Source organism: Andreprevotia chitinilytica DSM 18519 (assembly GCF_000711875.1).
GTDB lineage: Bacteria > Pseudomonadota > Gammaproteobacteria > Burkholderiales > Chitinibacteraceae > Andreprevotia > Andreprevotia chitinilytica.
In genome coordinates this window covers 117,882-133,695 of the sequence record NZ_JONM01000002.1, presented here as the reverse complement: position 1 = coordinate 133,695, position 15,814 = coordinate 117,882, and the positions used below count along the sequence as shown (strand labels likewise).

Below are 15,814 nucleotides of genomic sequence, written 5' to 3'. Positions count from 1 at the left end.
CATGGATACCCTCGCCGCTTACCTGAATAAGCAACCCGTCTTCTCCCCAACCAGCCTGCAGCGTCTCTACGTTGGCGATGAGGCATTAGGCTGGCTGGAGCCGGATACCGCGACCTTCCTGCGCACCTTTTCGCCCTACTTCATCTGGACCGGTCGCGGCATCGAGGTAGAAAACCGCAATGCGGAAGCCCATCTGCAGGCTGCCGCGCTGGCAATGCGCGATGCCGGTTTGATCCGAGGCTGGCGCAATGAGCTGTACGCCGGCTTCGCGCCAACAGGTGACGGCCTGCTCGATCTGGAACGGCCGCTATTTCAGCTGGAACGCGCCGCTTTCCGCCGCTTCGGCTTCACCAGCCGTGCCGTGCATATCAATGGCTATACGGCCGACAACCAGCTCTGGATCGGCCGCCGCGCGCTATCCAAGAGCATCGATCCCGACCGGCTCGACAATCTGGCCGCTGGTGGTTTACCGGCCGGCGAGGAAATCTTCGAATGCGTGATTCGTGAGCTATGGGAAGAAGCAGGCGTACCGGCCGAGTTGGCGGAATGTGCTGTCGAAACCGGTGCGATTCGCACCACGCGCAACGAAGCGGATGGCACACACGATGAAATCATCTACTGCTTCGATCTCGAGCTGCCGGCCGACTTCACCCCGCATAACACCGACGGCGAAGTCGCCGGCTTCATGGCGATGACGGTCGATGAGGTCATCGAACGCCTGCCCGAATTCACTTGGGACGCTGGCGCGGTCACTGCTGATTTCCTGCGCCGCAAAGGCTGGGCCTGAAGGACGGGCGCGGCGATGAGACTGTTCATCGGGCTGGAGCCGCCCAGCGAAGTCCGCAAGGCGCTGGCAGTGCAAACACAATGGCTGCATGCGTTACTGGGTGGCAAGCGGATGTTCGACAGCAATCTGCACCTCACCCTCGCCTTTCTGGGCGAAACCTCGCCGCAAGCCGTACAGCGTCTCCGCAAATTACTAGCGGCCGCACCGAACACCCCTTTCACGCTGAAGATTGATCTGGCCGGGGATTTCAATCGCGGCGGGGTGGTCTGGCTCGGCTGCGGCGACATGCCGCCAGCGTTGGCTGCACTCTCGGATGCCATCCGGCAGGGCTTGGCGGACAACGGAATCACGTTCGATTCGAAACCACTGGCACCCCACATTACGGTGTTGCGCAAATCCCAGTCGATACGCGCCAGTCTGACCCAGCCCATTGACTGGCCGGTCGACAAGGTGGTGCTCTATGTTTCCGAGTCGACCCCGGCTGGTGTGGTTTATCGGCCGCTGTTCCAGGAGGCGTTGACGCAAACGTAGCCCGGACAGCTTTGCAGGCCAGGGATCAGCTGCAGCCACCCCGGCCGGCAAAGCCGTCCGGGCTACAGATGCCTCTCACCCTCACCGGCAGGAAGCGGGAAGTAGCTCACTTCGCAACCGGATTCTCCGCGTGTGAACTCCACTCGCTCCACGATCCCGGATACAAGCGCCCACCATCCAAACCCGCCACGGCCAGCGCCAGCAGATTGTGGCACCCCGTCACGCCAGAACCACATTGATGCACCGCCTGATCCGCCGGCGTTTCGCCCAGCACTTCCAGCCATTCGGCATGCAATGCTTCAGCCGGCTTGAAACGGCCATCCGGGCCGAGGTTGTGCTGGAAGAAACGATTCTTCGCGCCCGGAATATGGCCGCCAACCGGGTCCATCGTCTCGCCGATACCGCGATAGCGCTCGGGGCTGCGGGCATCGACCACCTGGAACGCCGGCTGCGCCAGATTGACGAGGACATCGGCCATGCTCACTCGGGCGGCATCACGCAAACGCGGGGAGAACGCTTGCGGAGCGCGTGGCGCAATCTCTGCCGTTATCGGCAGCTCGGCTGCCATCCATGCGGACCAGCCACCATCGAGTACCTGTACCGCATCGTGCCCCAACCAGCGCAGCAGCCACCACAAACGCGCCGCGAATGGGCCGCCGGAGGCGTCGTAAGCGATCACGTGCGTGTTGTTGCCGATACCGTGCTTGCCCAGCCACGCGGCCAGCACATCGGGATCGGGCAAGGGGTGACGGCCGTTGTGACCATTCTTGGGGCCGGACAAATCGAAATCGAGATGGGCGAATACAGCGCCGGGCAAATGGCCGGCGGCATAGGCGGCGCGACCGACTTCCGGGTTGGCGAGGTCGTGGCGACAATCGACGATGACGATGTTGGGCGACGACAATGATTCAGCGAGTTCAGACGTGGAAATGAGCGGCTTCACGACAGGCTCCGAGCTGGAATGGGCAGGTTCTGGATCATACAAAAAACAACGCCCTCCTAAGAGGGCGTTGTTGCGACTGGCGAACGAATCGCTAACGAATCCGGCAAAGCCCGGATCAGCGTTCAACCGCCAGTGCCACGCCCATGCCACCGCCGATGCACAGCGTAGCCAGGCCACGCTTGGCATCACGGCGTTGCATTTCATGCAGCAAGGTGACAAGCACGCGAGCACCGGATGCGCCGATCGGGTGGCCGAGGGCAATCGCGCCGCCGTTCACGTTGACCTTGTTCCAGTCCCACTTCAGCTCACGCGCCACGCCAAGGGCTTGGGCGGCGAAGGCTTCGTTGGCTTCGATCAGATCGATGTCATCGAGCTTCCAGCCAGTGCGAGCCAGCACGCGTTGCGTTGCCGGCACCGGGCCCAGGCCCATGACCGACGGATCGACACCAGCCGATGCAGCAGCGCGAATGGTCGCCAGCGGCTTCAGGCCAAGGGCCTTGGCCTTCTCAGCCGTCATCAGCAGCACGCCGGCCGCGCCATCGTTGAGGCCGGATGCGTTACCGGCAGTGACGGTGCCTTCCTTGTCGAAAGCGGGGCGCAGCTTGGTGAGGCCTTCCATCGAGGCGTTGGCCTTGATGAACTCATCGGCGGAGAACACCACCGGGTCGCCCTTCTTCTGCGGAATGGTGACCGGCACGATTTCATCGGCAAAACGGCCGGCAGCCTGGGCGGCAGCGGCTTTTTGTTGCGAAGACAGCGCGAGTTCGTCTTGTTCGGTACGGCTGATGCTGTATTTCTTGGCGATGTTCTCAGCGGTGACACCCATGTGGTACTGGTTGTACACATCGGTCAGGCCGTCGTAGACCATGCTGTCGATCAGTTGGGCATTGCCCATGCGGAAGCCATCGCGGCTGCCCGGCAGGATATGCGGCGTGGCACTCATGTTTTCCTGGCCACCGGCGATGACGATATCGCTTTCACCGGAGAGGATCGCTTGCACGCCCAATGCAACGGCCTTGAGACCGGAGCCGCAAACCTGGTTGATGGTCAGGCCAGGGGTAGCATCTGGCAGGCCGGCGCGGCGCAACGCCTGGCGGGCCGGGTTCTGGCCGAGGCCAGCGGTGAGAACGTTGCCGAGAATGACTTCACTGATGGCATCCGGGGCAACACCCGACTTTTCCAGCAGCGATTTGATGACGATGGCGCCCAGTTCCGGCGCGGATACCTTGGCGAGCGCGCCGCCGAAATTGCCAAGGGCGGTACGTTGTGCGGCGACGATCACGATTTCAGTCATGGACTTCTTCCTTGCGGTTTAACGGATACAACGCAGTAAATACAGATTCCACCACCCGATTGTTGCGCCGCATTATTGCAGCGCGATGGCTGCCGTCGTGCGGTGGAACAATCAGGTTAGGAAACGATCCCGGTGTTTTCAAACGCAGTGCACAAATTCGCCCGACGATGGGCGGACATTCATGCGGGCACTTAGGCGAGGCGCGCTTGCACGTACCGGCCCGGCGCCGGTTCGATCGGTTTGTAGCTGCGGCTGCCCAGCGTTTTCGGCGCGGCAACCTGCTTGCCGGCCCGCGGTGCCAGCCAGACGACCCAATCCTGCCACCAGCTACCCGGGCGCGATTCGGCTTTCTCGAACCAGCTGTCCGGCTCGACCGGCAACTCGTCGTTCACCCAATAGTTGCGCTTGTTGGTCGTGACCGGGTTGATGGTGCCGGCGATATGGCCGGATGCGCCGAGCACGAAGCGCAGTGGCCCCTTGAACAGCTTGGTGGTGCCATAGGCAGATTGCCACGGCACGATGTGGTCTTCGCGCGCTGCGAACACGTAGGTCGGCAGAGTAATCTTGGTCAGGTCGATCGGCACGCCGCACAGGCTGAAGCTATTCGGCTTGATCAGGTTGTTTTCCAGATACATGTTCTTGAGGAAGAACGTGTGCATCGGTAGCGCAAGGTTGGCCGAATCGTTGTTCCAGTACAGCAGATCGAACGGCGGCGGGGTCTTGCCTTTCAGGTAGTTGTTGACCACGTAGTTCCAGATCAGGTCGTTGGCGCGTAGTGCGGCGAAGGTGCGGGCCAGCTCCTTGCCGGAGATCACGCCGCCCGTTTCCATCTGCGCTTCACGGGCGCGGACCACGTTCCAGTCGATGAAATGCTTGATGTCGCCCGGTTCGGTGTGATCGATGATCACCGTCATCAGGGTGAGCGATTCGAACCAGTCGAGATTGCGCGATTGCATGACCGGAATGGCGGTGGACACCAGCTCGCCGCCAATGCAGAACGACAGCACGTTCATCTTTTCGCGCTTGCTGATCTCGCGCACCACTTCGGCCGCCTTGATCACGCCGGATTCAACGTAGTCATCCCACACCAGCTTGCCTTGTTCCGGCTCGATGGATTTCCACGACACCAGGAAGGTGGTGTGGCCTTGCTCGACCACCCAACGCACCATCGAGTTGTCCGGCTGCAAATCCATGATGTAGTACTTGTTCACGCACGGCGGCACGATCAAGAGTGGCGTTTCAAAGACTTTTTCGGTCGACGGCGTGTATTGCAGCAGCTGGAACAGCTCGTTCTCGAACACCACCGCGCCCGGCGTCACCGCCAGATTCTTGCCGACTTCGAACTGGCTTTCGTCGGTCATGGTGATGCTGCCCTTGCGGACGTCTTCCAGCATCTTCTTCATGCCTTCATGCAAGCTCTCGCCCTTGCTTTCCAGCGCCAGCTTCAAGACTTCCGGATTGGTCAGCGCGAAGTTGGCCGGGCTGATCGCATCCAGATACTGACGGGCGAAGAACGCCGTCTTTTCACGCGTGGCATCGTCGGCTTGCGTCTGGCCGACCAGATTCATCAACCAGCGTGAGCTCAACAGGTAGCTTTGTTTCAGGTAGGAGTACAGCGGCTGTTCCCACTCCGGCGCATTGAAGCGGCGGTCGCCCTTCTCGGGCTCGATGAGGTTTGTCGGCTTGGCGCCAATCAAGCCGAGCCAGAGATCAAGATGCTGGCGGTAGTAGTCGGCGTGCGTTTCCAGCCATTCGGCCGGCAGGCCAGGGGCCAGTGGAAAAGCCAGCTCTGTGGCCGGCTGCAGCGGGGCGACGGATTGCCCCCAGCTTTGCCACCAACGCGCATTGGCGTCGTTGAGGTGCTGGAAAAAGGATTCAAGCGAGTTCGATTGCAACACCGTAGCAGCTCCACACGAAAGATAAGCGGGGGATATAAAGGTACCCCGAAAAGGGCAGCGGATGATTATGGACGCAAATTGTTGCACTGCAGCGTAAAAAAATCCAGCAGCCGACGCAAGGTTGGCGCAATTTCTAAAGAAGCACTTTTCAAAACCGCTGGTAACGCTTGATTTACCATGACATTTTTGATTCGACTGGTTTAAAATAAGACCTATCTGATATTAAAAATAAGGCATATCCCATTCGGGATTTTGGCCTTGTGCGCACGCCGGAGGTTCATCATGCGCCGCCCTATCCTGTTCGTCTGCGCCGTTACTGCGGCGGCGGCATTGCTGTTGCCGTCCATCGTTGAAGCAGCGACCAAGCATCACCCATCCAGCAAGACCGCTGCCAAGTCATCGGCCAAAAAGATCGTCGTCAAGAAACCTTCTTCCAGCCGATCCGCCAAGGCAGTTTCCGGCAAGAAATCCAAGCTGGCCGCCAGATCGCACGGCATCGTCGCCAAGCAGGCCATTGCCAGCGCACGGCGGCATGTTCATGTTTCCAAGGCCATGGCTGACCCAAGCACGCTCGATCACCCTGGCGTACAGTCGTCCGGCGTACTCGTTGTGAACGAGCAAAGCGGCGAAGTCATTTACGAAAAGAACGCCGACAACGTGATGCCGATCGCGTCGATCACCAAACTGATGACGGCCATGGTCACGCTCGATGCGCACCTGCCGCTCAACGAGTTGATCACGATCAGCGAAGACGACGCCGATTCGCTCAAGAACACCCATTCACGCCTCACCGTCGGCACCACGCTGACCCGTGCTGAAGTCATGTTGCTGGCGCTGATGTCGTCGGAAAACCGCGCCGCCGCCGCGCTGTCCCGCACTTATCCGGGCGGTCGCGATTTGTTCATCCGCAAGATGAACGAGAAGGCGAACCAGCTCGGCATGCGTAGCACGCGCTTCTTCGATTCCAGCGGCCTCACGCCAAGCAACGTATCAACTCCGCGCGATCTGGTGCAAATGGTGAAGGCCGCGCACAAGTACGCCGAGATTCATCAGTTCACCACGTCGAGCGAATACAGCTTCGTCTCCAACATCACCGGCCGCGAGCTGGTGTTCCGCAACACCAACCCCTTGGTGAAGGAAGACGACTGGCAGATCGGCGTATCGAAAACCGGCTTCATCAACGAAGCTGGCCGTTGCCTGGTGATGCAGGCCAATATCGAAGATACCCCCGTCGTGATGATCCTGATGGATTCGAACGGCAAATACACCCGCATTGGCGACGCCGCCCGCGTGCGCAAGTGGCTGGAAAACAGCCCGTCGGCCAAATTGCGGGCGGGTTGATTTAACGCTCGTTCCGATCTTTCGTTCGCCCATGCAAAACGCCCGGATTTTCCGGGCGTTTTTGCGTCCACTCGCACGGCAAACGCTGCCGATTCATTTCGACCAATCCGGCTATGCCAGCATGCAGGGTGTCAGCCGAATAGAAATGTATCTGAACAATAGCAATATCGTCATTCATCACGATTGGGATGCCATCCCGAAAAATCGCCAATCAGACGTCAACAATGAAGTAATTCCAGCATCTTGAGCTGATTGCTGAATCATTCAAGCCTGCCTTATATCAAGCATTTGCTGAGACAATTTTAAGCACTGTCAAAAACCGGCTACAAAATTGATTACAGAGATGATTGGCCCCACCGATAATCATGCTTGTAAGCTTTAAATATCAAGCAGCCTGATTCAACAAAGCGAGGGCCTCATGGAGATCGGAAAAACAAGCAGCGCAGCATTCAATCCGGCACTGGACCGAACCACGACACCGCGCAAAGCCGCTGCAGAACAAGCAGATACCGCAACAGGCACGACAACCGTCAAATCGACGCCGGACGGTGCAGCCAAGACATCATCTGGCGAAACTGGAACCGATGCCAAAGGCAGCGAAACAAATGCCTCCAACACTCCACAGCCAATCAAATCGTTTGCCTATGGCGCATTGGGGCTGGAGCATCCCGAGGCGCAAGACCAGCACAGCGACGGCTATTACAGCGCCGGCAAATGGCTTGCTGCTGCGGCTACCGTCGGCACGATCATTTCGCTGGTGGTGTGAAAGAATTCCCTCACATTCTGCGCAATAAAAAAGCCCGGTTGATCCGGGCTTTTTATGCAACTCATGCAGGCCTTCAATTGGCGGCAGTCTGCACCACATCCACGCTTGAACGCGGATGCCCACTGATTTCGCCTACTGTAATCGCAACATAGGTATTGCCTTTGGACGCCACCACGTAACTATCGGATTTGTTGTACACGATCAGCTCGCTGACCTTGTACCAGATATTGGCATCGGTCGTGCATGGCTTGGCGCAGACGAATTCGAACTTATAGCCGTTGTCTTTCAGCTGCTGCTTATATCCCTCCCAAACCTGCAGCGTGCTCTGCCGATCAGGGTGCTCATACAGATCGTGAAACACCTGGCCACGCACCACTTTCGAATTGGCGACCCGGATCGAACCATCATTATTCAGTGCTGGGCGGCTCAACAAGACGGTGTATTCGTCCATTTCCTTGTAGCGATGATCTGATTCGCTCAATTGCGCATCGGCCAAGCCATCAATGGGCGAACTGCGTGCCGTTTTGATCTTGTTGGGCGAATTGGCGCCAGAGCCACTATTGCTGCCGCCACTGGAACCCGAACCGCCCGAACTGCTATCCGACGACGACCCCACGGAGCCAACATGCTTGACGGTATCTACGGCCTTGTTGACCGAATCCATCACGGAATCAAAATCGAAGGCAAATGCCGGTGCAGCAAGAAAACACAGTGAAGCGGCGATATGGCCGAGTTTGAACATGAAAAACCCCTGATTCGAGAATGGATAACGGCAGCTGCAAAAAGATGCCGCCATCCTATCGAATCAATACTCTTCGCAAAAGTGAAACCATTCACAAATTTGGCGTAAGCATATCGAATGCCGTTTGAAATGTGATGCATGCAACATGCGTCACCAACATCAGTCGACAAATCCCATCACCCACGCCTTGAACTGCCCGGCTGACATCGCGCCATTCAGCCGCTCGATCGGTTGGCCGCGATCGAAAGCGATCAGCGTGGGAATGCTGCGAATCTTGTGTTCGGCGGCCAAGGTTTGTTCCGCATCGGTATCGACCTTGAGGAAGATCGCCTTGCCGGAAAAATGCTGCGCCGCCGAGGCAAACGCTGGTGCGAACGACTGGCAGGGGCCGCACCACGTCGCCCAGAAATCCACCACCACCGGCACCTTGGATTGTTTGACGATGCTGGCGAAATTTTCTGCTGTCGCCGTGATGGGCGCGCCGAATAGCAAGGGCTGATGACAGGCGCCGCAATTGGGCGCGTCCTTGATCCGTTCTGCTTCCAGTCGGTTGCCGGCGTGGCAGTGCGGGCATTGCACGATCATGTGAGGTCCTTATCGTCGTTATTGCAGGTGATTGAACAGGGCGTTGAGCGGAATCTTCAGATAACGGCTGCCGTTTGCTTCCGGCTCGGGCAGGTGGCCGGCGCGGATATTGACCTGCAAGGCGGGCAGGATCAAGACCGGCATCTCCAGCGTGGCATCCCGCGTGCTGCGCAGCGCGACAAACTGTTCCCGCGTGGTTGCAGCATTCAGGTGGATGTTGCCGGCTTTTTGCGCGCCGATCGAGCTTTCCCAGCGGACGTCGCAACGCCCTTCCGGCAAATAATCGTGGCAAACGAAAAAGCGGGTGTCGTCCGGCAAGGTGTAAAGGCGCTGCACCGAGTCGTACATCTGGCCGGTATCGCCACCGGGGAAGTCGCAACGGGCGCTGCCGACATCGGGCATGAACAGCGTATCGCCGGCGAACAGCGCATCGCCGATCAAATAGGCCAGATCAGCGGGCGTATGGCCGGGCACCGGTAGCGCCTGCGCGGTCAGCGTACCGATCTGGAAAGTGGCCTGATCGTCGATCAGCGCATCGAACTGGCTGCCATCGGCCACGAAATCGTCGCCTAGCCCGTACAGCTTCTTGAACACGTCTTGTACCTGAGTGATGTGCTGACCAATGGCGATCCGCCCACCCAATTCCGCCTGCAACCAAGCAGCGCCAGACAGATGATCGGCATGCGCATGCGTTTCCAGAATCCATTCGACCTGCAGAGACTGTTCGCGCACAAAAGCGGCGATGCGCTGTGCCTGCACGGGCGTGGTCCGGGCGGACTTGGGTTCGTAATCGAGTACCGGATCAATAATCGCGGCGCTACCGCCCGGCTGGTCGTACACCACGTAGCTGATGGTCGAGGTGCGGGGGTCGAAGAAGGCTTCAACGTTGGGGCGTGGTGTGGCGGACGGTTCCATCAGCAGTTTCCTGGCTTCAGTTTATTTACAAACATTATATTAATATATATTATGTTTTAAAGCATCCTTATTGGAAATCCCATGCCGAGCAATAACCCCAACACCGATCCGACCGCCGATCCCATATCTGAACCTGCCTTCGACCCCAGCCAGCTTGCCGCGCTACGTCACGCTGCCGGGCAGGCCAGTCAGTTGATGAAAGTGCTGGCCAACGAAGACCGGCTGCTGCTGCTGTGCCAGATGGTGGATGGCGAGCTGTGCGTGGCGGACTTTGAAGCACGCACCGGCATCCAGCAACCCACGCTATCGCAGCAACTGGGCGTGTTGCGCAACGAAGGCTTGGTGAATACCCGCCGCGACGGCAAGCGCATCTATTACAGCCTAGCCAGTGACGACGTCTTGCGCGTACTGCGCGTGTTGTATGACCTCTATTGCCCAACACCGGAGAGCAGCGATGCAAATTGATTGGCAACACTTCACGCCTTGGTCGGCGCTGGCTGGCGGCGTGCTGATCGGACTCTCCGCCGGCCTGTTCGCGCTACTGGCTGGCCGCATAGCCGGCATCAGCGGCATTGTCGGCGGGCTGTTTCGCATACCGATGGCAAGCAGCAATCACTGGCGTTGGGCATTTGTTGGCGGACTGATTGTCGCCGCGCTCATCTGGCGGCTGACATCATCGCCGCCCGCCTTTGCGCTGAGCGCCTCACTTCCGCAATCCATCGCCGCCGGTCTGCTGGTCGGCTTGGGCACCCGCTACGCCAATGGCTGCACCAGCGGCCACGGCGTATGTGGTCTGGCGCGGTTTTCCGTCCGCTCGCTGGCTGCAGTGCTGGCGTTCATGGCGGCCGGCTTTATCACCGTTTACCTGCTGCGCCACGTGGCAGCCTGAGGGGATCAACATGCGCAATCTCATAGCAGCACTGGCCGGTCTCATCTTCGGACTGGGCTTGATCCTCTCCGGCATGAGCAACCCGGCCAAGGTGCAAGGCTTTCTGGACCTCGCCGGCCAGTGGGACCCAAGTCTGGCGTTGGTGATGGCCGGCGCCATCGCCGCTGCCACGCCGCTCTTCATGTTGGCCCGTCGCCGTGAACGCGCCCTGCTCACTCACGAGCCGATGAGCTTGCCGACCAGCCAGCGGATCGATCGCCAGCTGCTGCTCGGCAGCGTCGCCTTCGGCATCGGCTGGGGCTTGGCAGGCATTTGCCCCGGCCCGGCCATCGTCGCGGCCGGCTTGGGTAAAGTCGCCATCCTGCCATTTCTGCTGGCGATGCTCGTCGGCATGGCATTGCATGCACGCATGACCGGCTCACGGTCGCCGCAATGAAGCGCTGGTTGCCGATTCTGGCGTGGCTGCCGCAATACCGTGCCGCCACGCTGGTCAGCGATTTATCCGCGAGCCTGATCGTCTCCGCCCTGCTGATCCCGCAAAGCATGGCCTATGCGCTGCTCGCCGGGCTGCCGCCGCAAGCGGGCTTGTACGCAAGCACCTTGCCCCTGCTGGTCTACGCCCTGCTGGGCAGCAGCATGACGCAGTCGGTCGGCCCGGTCGCGCTGACCTCCCTGCTGACTGCCAGCTCACTCGCGCCACTGCTGGCGGCAGGCTGGTCGGCCAGTGCAGCCGCCCTCAGTCTGGCCTTGCTATCCGGGCTATTGCTGGTGCTGTTCGGCGTGTTCCGATTCGGCTTTCTGACCAACTTCCTGTCACAACCGGTGGTAAGCGGCTTCACCACTGGCACCGCCATCCTGATCGGCCTCGGGCAATGGCAACCGCTGCTCGGCAACGCGCCCTACTTCGGCGGTGCCGCGGTTGTGTTGTTTCTATTGGCCAGCGAAGGCTTGCCATTGCTGCTGCGAAAAGCCGGGCTAAGCGAACGCATCACCGTGCTTGCCACCCGCAGCACACCCGTTGTGCTGCTGATCGTGCTGGCAATCTGGGCCAGGCAGCATGCCGACATCGCCACCATTGGTCAGTTGCCCGCCGGGCTGCCGCAACTCACCGTGCCGCAGCTGAATCACACCTTGATCCAGCAACTCGCCCTGCCAGCCCTGCTGATCGGCCTGGTCGGCTATCTGCAAAGCATCACCATCGCGCAGATGCTGGCGCTCAAACGCCACGAAAGCGTCGACCCGGATCAAGAACTGGTTGCCCTCGGCGCAGTCAACATCGCCGCCTCGGTCGTCGGCGGCCTGCCGATCAGCGGCGGCTTCGCCCGCACGGCCGTGAATGCCGAGGCCGGCGCACGCACCCCGCTGGCCGGTGTCTTTGCCGCTGGCTGGATCCTGCTGGCTACCTTGTATCTGGGTGATTGGCTGGCATTGCTGCCCAAAGCGGCGCTGGCTGCCACCATCGTGATCGCCGCACTCAAGCTGATCGACGTCCGCTTGCTGCTCGCCACCTGGCGCTTCGACAAACGCGACAGCGCCGCCCTGCTCGCCACCCTCGCCGCCACCTTGCTGCTGGGCGCGGTGGAAGGCATCGCCGCCGGCGTGCTGCTCTCGCTGGCGCTATTCCTGCATCGCACCAGCCGGCCACAAGTGATCGAAATCGGCCGCTTGCCGGGCAGCGAACACTTCCGCAACGTGAAGCACTACCACGTGGAAACCCAGCCCGGCATGGTGCTGGCCCGCATCGACGAACAACTCTGGTTCGGCAACACCCGCCATATCGAAGGCCAACTCGCCACCTTGCTCACCCAGCACCCTGATACCCGCCATCTGGTGCTGGTGCTCAACGCCGTCAACGGCATCGACTACACCGGCGCGGACTGGCTGATCCGCCTGCAAACCCACCTGCGCGAACGGGGCATCCGCGTACATCTGACCGAGGTGAAAGCCCTGGTGATGGAGCAGCTGCAACGCGGCGGTGTGCTAGAGCGGCTGGATGGCGAGGTGTTTTTGAGTACGCATGCTGCCGTTTTGAAGTTGGCGGAGAGCGTGGATTAGCGGACGTTGATGTCGCTGAGCAGCATCAACACAATGCACAGATGTCTGATGCTCTGACCAAGGAACCAGCCGGCAATTGCGCTTCTTCAGGCCCGCCGTACCGGCAGCAGCAGCTCACCGCCCTCGACACCGCCGACGCTCCAGTGCCGATCCATGTGCGGCCGGGTGCCGTCGAACACCCATACGTTCTGCCGCTCCAGCCAGTCTTCATACATCCACTGGAATTTCGGCCAGCGGTAATCGAACGGCAGGCAGGCGTAGACGCCCCCCGGCAGCGTGCGGCGGGCCATGGTCGGAACCGGCGGGCCGTCGTAGGACAGGCAGTAGTCGAACTGCAGCTCGGTGCCGATCACGAAACCGGTGTCGTCCGAAATGCAGCCAAACCAGGTCCTCCCCTCGACATCAAGGCCGAGCGCTTCGCAATCGGCGCTGATCCGCCCCCAGGTGCGGTCAAAACCGTAACCCCATTCACCGAAACTGCGCCGGTACAAAACGGGCTGCGGCGGCAATTCCCGCACGATGACTTGCTGCGCGATGCCCACCCGATAGGACTCGCGTGCGGCCCATTCTTCGAGCATTTTTGCCGTTGCTACCGGCTCCAGGCTGGCCCACAAGGCATCCCAGCGGGTCTGGTTGTGCGCCATATAGTCCGCCCATGCACCCTGCCGCCAATCGCGCGCCGAGAAGCCGAAGAACTGCTTGAAGCATTTGGCGAACGAGGTGTCGGAGGAAAAGCCGCTTTCCAGCGCGATCTGCAGCACCGGCGTGCGTTCGTGCCGCACCCGTGCTGCTGAGCGCAACAACCGACGACGACGGAGGTAATCACCCGGGGGCCAGCCCGCCAGATCGCCGAACACGCGGTCGAAATGCGATGGGGAATAGCAGGCACGGCGCGCCATGTCGTCGAGTGGCATGGGGGCATCGAGATGGACTTCGATGTGGTCCATCAGGCTGTAGAGACGAAGCTGGCGGGGCGAGAGTGAGGCGTTCATGGTATGCATCTGGAATGAACGGCTATTATGCGGCTGACTTTTTGGGTCAGCCAGTTGGATTGATGGGGTGTTGTGTTTTTAATGTGTCTCCAAATGCAGGAGAGTTGAAATGCGTGTTTTCATGATGAGTCTGTTGCTCGCGGCCGGCCTTGCCCAAGCCGCCAGCCCGATCACCGTCCAGACCCTGAAATACCAAGGCGAGAAACAAGCCCCCAGCGATGAAATCACCATGCCCTACGTGCAGGCCGGCAGTGCCGATGTCACCGCCCGCATCAACGACAGCCTCTACATCGGCCAGTTCGGCATGATGGCGCCCAGGCAGCCGGGCAGGTCTTTGAGCGCAGCGGATGGCATTGCGGTGGATGGCATGCCGACGCAGAGTTTTTCGGTCATTCGTAACGACGGGCGTGTTTTCTCCATCCAGTTCGATCAGGAAGGCTGCGGCGCGTACTGCGAGAACTATTCGACCTATTACAGCTTTGATGCCACGACCGGCCGGCAGCTGACCATGGAAGACCTGTTCACCCCGGCCGGCCTGCGCGATCTGGCCAAGCGCATGAGCAAAGAACAACAAATGCGCTACAAGAACGAATTGATCAGCTTGCGCAAGGAACTCAAAGCACAGCAAAAGAGCCACGCCGGCAGCAAGGATGATCTCGACGATCTGCAAGCGCGGATCGAGCTCAACAGCCAGTGCGCTGGCGAAAATGCCGAACCATCCGATACCCCACCAGCAAAGGTCGATCCGCTCGAATCGATCAGCTACTACAAGTACGTCGTGCTGGATAAAGCGCTCACCCTGTCGGCAGGACGATGCAGCAACCACGCGATGCGTGCCCTTGATGACGTTGGCGACGTCGACCTGACCATCCCGTTCACCACCTTGTATCGGGGCATGACGCCCTACGGGAAGACACTGCTGCTGAACGAAGGCTCGGCCAAAGCCAACGGGGGCATTTACGGGCGCTTGCTGCGCGGCTACTTGGGCAAGAGCACGGCGATCACCATGCAGCTGCAGCACTATTCCGATAACTCGGTCGGCGGCGTGTACTTCTACGACAAATTCCGCAAACCCATCCGCCTGAGCGGCCTGCAAACCGGGCAGCAACTCGAACTGACCGAGCGCGTGGACGACAAGGATCAAACCAAGGCGACGCTGCACCTGACCATCGACGGCGAGCGCCTGCGCGGCCGCTGGGAAGGCGACAAACAATTCGATATCCAGCTCGCGCCTTGAGCCCACGCCAGCCCATTCCCTATGACCAACCACGAGAATGTCATGACCGGAGTTCTACGCAATACGCTGCTGCTGGCCCTGTGCACCGTCAGCCTGTCCACCCTCACGCACGCTGCCAGTTTCGACTGCGACAAAGCCAAGACCAAGGTCGAGCACCTGATCTGCAACGACAAAGCCCTCGGCGAACTGGATGTCAGCCTGTCCGGCATGTATCACTACCGGCTAGACAGCGCAGCCGATCAGGATGGCCTGGTGCAGGCGCAACGGGATTGGCTCACCCAGCGCAACCGCTGTGCCGACGCCGCCTGCCTGACGCAAAGCTACAACGACCGCATGGCGGCCTTGCTCCGCACGCCCCGCGCCGGCTTCAAGACCTATCGCAACGAGGAATTGGGCATCTCGTTCGAGTACCTGGGCAACCGTCAGGTCAAACCTTGTCCGAAGGACTTCGGCCCACGCTGCGTGGCTGTGCTCGGGCGAGGGATGACGGGTAGCAACTACCTGATTGCCTTCAATGTGGAAGACGGCCCATTGGAAAAAGTAGCTACTGACAAAGCGGGCTTTGAATTGCAGAACGGCAAATGGATGACAACCAACGGCCCCGGCGAGCCGCAAGAGGTGGAGCGTTTCTCAGGCAATGGCTGGAAAGGCATGCGGGCCACGATCTCATGCGGCGTCAGCGACCCGGAGACTGGTTATCATGCGGCCGGTGGGGAGTGCTATTGGGCAGTGCTGAGCGATGGCAAACGCTCGGTGGTGGCCGATACGCAAGGGATCATTGGAAATGACGCGGATACGATGCGGAGCGTGAAATCGCTGCGGTTTGAGCGTTGAGCCCG

Annotated in this window: 18 protein-coding genes; 11 read left to right on the top strand and 7 right to left on the bottom strand. The window is 60.1% G+C overall.

What is annotated here, in order from left to right:
- Window position 1 precedes the first annotated feature (1 nt).
- Window positions 2–787, top strand: coding sequence for an NUDIX hydrolase (locus BR41_RS03375; RefSeq protein WP_051709984.1), 786 nt, complete (start codon window positions 2–4; stop codon window positions 785–787).
- 15 nt (window positions 788–802) lie between these two features.
- A complete protein-coding gene (gene thpR, locus BR41_RS22660; RefSeq protein ID WP_051709977.1) occupies window positions 803–1,318 on the top strand; it encodes an RNA 2',3'-cyclic phosphodiesterase in 516 nt (171 codons plus the stop codon).
- Between the two features lie 106 nt (window positions 1,319–1,424).
- Here thpR and BR41_RS03365 read toward each other — a convergent pair whose 3' ends face one another.
- From BR41_RS03365 to BR41_RS03355, 3 genes are all read right to left on the bottom strand, one after another.
- Window positions 1,425–2,261 (bottom strand): sulfurtransferase, encoded by an 837-nt coding sequence (locus BR41_RS03365; protein ID WP_035052864.1) that lies wholly within the window; start codon window positions 2,259–2,261, stop codon window positions 1,425–1,427.
- A 115-nt stretch (window positions 2,262–2,376) separates the two neighbouring features.
- Complete coding sequence (locus tag BR41_RS03360) at window positions 2,377–3,555, bottom strand: acetyl-CoA C-acetyltransferase (protein WP_035052863.1); 1,179 nt, start codon at window positions 3,553–3,555, stop codon at window positions 2,377–2,379.
- 191 nt (window positions 3,556–3,746) lie between these two features.
- Window positions 3,747–5,453 carry a PHA/PHB synthase family protein gene (locus BR41_RS03355; RefSeq protein WP_035052855.1) on the bottom strand — a complete coding sequence of 569 codons (1,707 nt, stop codon included), beginning with the start codon at window positions 5,451–5,453 and terminating at the stop codon, window positions 3,747–3,749.
- A 282-nt stretch (window positions 5,454–5,735) separates the two neighbouring features.
- Here BR41_RS03355 and pbpG point away from each other — a divergent pair, with 282 nt between their 5' ends.
- The 3 genes from pbpG to BR41_RS03340 all read left to right on the top strand — a co-directional run bounded on the left by pbpG (window position 5,736) and on the right by BR41_RS03340 (window position 7,560).
- Window positions 5,736–6,794, top strand: a complete 1,059-nt coding sequence (gene pbpG / locus BR41_RS03350) for a D-alanyl-D-alanine endopeptidase (RefSeq protein WP_035052852.1) — start codon at window positions 5,736–5,738, stop codon at window positions 6,792–6,794.
- Between the two features lie 31 nt (window positions 6,795–6,825).
- The gene (locus BR41_RS03345; RefSeq protein ID WP_035052851.1) at window positions 6,826–7,041 is read left to right on the top strand and encodes a hypothetical protein; all 216 of its coding nucleotides are present in this window, start codon (window positions 6,826–6,828) and stop codon (window positions 7,039–7,041) included.
- Between the two features lie 171 nt (window positions 7,042–7,212).
- On the top strand, window positions 7,213–7,560 hold the full coding sequence (locus BR41_RS03340) for a hypothetical protein (protein WP_051709976.1): 348 nt from the start codon (window positions 7,213–7,215) through the stop codon (window positions 7,558–7,560).
- Between the two features lie 73 nt (window positions 7,561–7,633).
- Here BR41_RS03340 and BR41_RS03335 read toward each other — a convergent pair whose 3' ends face one another.
- The 3 genes from BR41_RS03335 to BR41_RS03325 form a co-directional block, all read right to left on the bottom strand.
- Window positions 7,634–8,302, bottom strand: a complete 669-nt coding sequence (locus tag BR41_RS03335; RefSeq protein ID WP_035052849.1) for a hypothetical protein — start codon at window positions 8,300–8,302, stop codon at window positions 7,634–7,636.
- A 159-nt stretch (window positions 8,303–8,461) separates the two neighbouring features.
- Window positions 8,462–8,887, bottom strand: coding sequence for a thioredoxin TrxC (gene trxC, locus BR41_RS03330; RefSeq protein ID WP_035052847.1), 426 nt, complete (start codon window positions 8,885–8,887; stop codon window positions 8,462–8,464).
- 18 nt (window positions 8,888–8,905) lie between these two features.
- Complete coding sequence (locus BR41_RS03325) at window positions 8,906–9,802, bottom strand: MBL fold metallo-hydrolase (protein WP_035052844.1); 897 nt, start codon at window positions 9,800–9,802, stop codon at window positions 8,906–8,908.
- Between the two features lie 81 nt (window positions 9,803–9,883).
- Here BR41_RS03325 and BR41_RS03320 point away from each other — a divergent pair, with 81 nt between their 5' ends.
- Genes BR41_RS03320 through BR41_RS03305 form a run of 4 tightly spaced genes read left to right on the top strand, consistent with a single transcriptional unit; the run spans window position 9,884 to window position 12,746 of the window.
- Window positions 9,884–10,267 (top strand): ArsR/SmtB family transcription factor, encoded by a 384-nt coding sequence (locus tag BR41_RS03320; RefSeq protein ID WP_084186817.1) that lies wholly within the window; start codon window positions 9,884–9,886, stop codon window positions 10,265–10,267.
- Window positions 10,257–10,691, top strand: coding sequence for a YeeE/YedE family protein (locus tag BR41_RS03315; protein ID WP_035052842.1), 435 nt, complete (start codon window positions 10,257–10,259; stop codon window positions 10,689–10,691). Before BR41_RS03320 ends, BR41_RS03315 begins: the two co-directional genes overlap by 11 nt.
- Before the next feature lie 10 nt (window positions 10,692–10,701).
- The gene (locus BR41_RS03310) at window positions 10,702–11,127 is read left to right on the top strand and encodes a YeeE/YedE family protein (protein WP_035052840.1); all 426 of its coding nucleotides are present in this window, start codon (window positions 10,702–10,704) and stop codon (window positions 11,125–11,127) included.
- A complete protein-coding gene (locus BR41_RS03305) occupies window positions 11,124–12,746 on the top strand; it encodes a SulP family inorganic anion transporter (RefSeq protein ID WP_035052838.1) in 1,623 nt (540 codons plus the stop codon). The genes BR41_RS03310 and BR41_RS03305 overlap by 4 nt, the downstream gene beginning before the upstream one ends.
- An 86-nt stretch (window positions 12,747–12,832) precedes the next feature.
- On the opposite strand, the gene BR41_RS22655 is transcribed toward BR41_RS03305, so the two are convergent.
- Window positions 12,833–13,738, bottom strand: coding sequence for an AraC family transcriptional regulator (locus BR41_RS22655; RefSeq protein ID WP_169741244.1), 906 nt, complete (start codon window positions 13,736–13,738; stop codon window positions 12,833–12,835).
- A 109-nt stretch (window positions 13,739–13,847) separates the two neighbouring features.
- Between BR41_RS22655 and BR41_RS03295 the strand changes: the two genes are divergently transcribed.
- Entirely contained in the window at window positions 13,848–14,975 is a 1,128-nt protein-coding gene (locus BR41_RS03295) for a hypothetical protein (RefSeq protein ID WP_035052836.1), read from the top strand.
- A 42-nt stretch (window positions 14,976–15,017) separates the two neighbouring features.
- Window positions 15,018–15,809: a lysozyme inhibitor LprI family protein gene (locus BR41_RS22650; protein WP_169741243.1), complete on the top strand. Its 792-nt coding sequence runs from the start codon at window positions 15,018–15,020 to the stop codon at window positions 15,807–15,809.
- The last annotated feature ends 5 nt before the right edge of the window (window positions 15,810–15,814 follow it).

What these genes read in the sequence shown, in the direction of transcription:
- BR41_RS03360 (WP_035052863.1), bottom strand. Translation starts at nt 3,555, where the DNA reads ATGACTGAAATCGTGATCGTCGCCGCACAACGTACCGCCCTTGGCAAT.
- BR41_RS03320 (WP_084186817.1), top strand. Translation starts at nt 9,884, where the DNA reads ATGCCGAGCAATAACCCCAACACCGATCCGACCGCCGATCCCATATCT.
- BR41_RS03305 (WP_035052838.1), top strand. Translation starts at nt 11,124, where the DNA reads ATGAAGCGCTGGTTGCCGATTCTGGCGTGGCTGCCGCAATACCGTGCC.
- BR41_RS03340 (WP_051709976.1), top strand. Translation starts at nt 7,213, where the DNA reads ATGGAGATCGGAAAAACAAGCAGCGCAGCATTCAATCCGGCACTGGAC.
- BR41_RS03375 (WP_051709984.1), top strand. Translation starts at nt 2, where the DNA reads ATGGATACCCTCGCCGCTTACCTGAATAAGCAACCCGTCTTCTCCCCA.
- BR41_RS03325 (WP_035052844.1), bottom strand. Translation starts at nt 9,802, where the DNA reads ATGGAACCGTCCGCCACACCACGCCCCAACGTTGAAGCCTTCTTCGAC.
- pbpG (WP_035052852.1), top strand. Translation starts at nt 5,736, where the DNA reads ATGCGCCGCCCTATCCTGTTCGTCTGCGCCGTTACTGCGGCGGCGGCA.
- BR41_RS22655 (WP_169741244.1), bottom strand. Translation starts at nt 13,738, where the DNA reads ATGAACGCCTCACTCTCGCCCCGCCAGCTTCGTCTCTACAGCCTGATG.
- BR41_RS03295 (WP_035052836.1), top strand. Translation starts at nt 13,848, where the DNA reads ATGCGTGTTTTCATGATGAGTCTGTTGCTCGCGGCCGGCCTTGCCCAA.
- trxC (WP_035052847.1), bottom strand. Translation starts at nt 8,887, where the DNA reads ATGATCGTGCAATGCCCGCACTGCCACGCCGGCAACCGACTGGAAGCA.
- thpR (WP_051709977.1), top strand. Translation starts at nt 803, where the DNA reads ATGAGACTGTTCATCGGGCTGGAGCCGCCCAGCGAAGTCCGCAAGGCG.
- BR41_RS03315 (WP_035052842.1), top strand. Translation starts at nt 10,257, where the DNA reads ATGCAAATTGATTGGCAACACTTCACGCCTTGGTCGGCGCTGGCTGGC.
- BR41_RS03310 (WP_035052840.1), top strand. Translation starts at nt 10,702, where the DNA reads ATGCGCAATCTCATAGCAGCACTGGCCGGTCTCATCTTCGGACTGGGC.
- BR41_RS03335 (WP_035052849.1), bottom strand. Translation starts at nt 8,302, where the DNA reads ATGTTCAAACTCGGCCATATCGCCGCTTCACTGTGTTTTCTTGCTGCA.
- BR41_RS03345 (WP_035052851.1), top strand. Translation starts at nt 6,826, where the DNA reads ATGCAAAACGCCCGGATTTTCCGGGCGTTTTTGCGTCCACTCGCACGG.
- BR41_RS22650 (WP_169741243.1), top strand. Translation starts at nt 15,018, where the DNA reads ATGACCGGAGTTCTACGCAATACGCTGCTGCTGGCCCTGTGCACCGTC.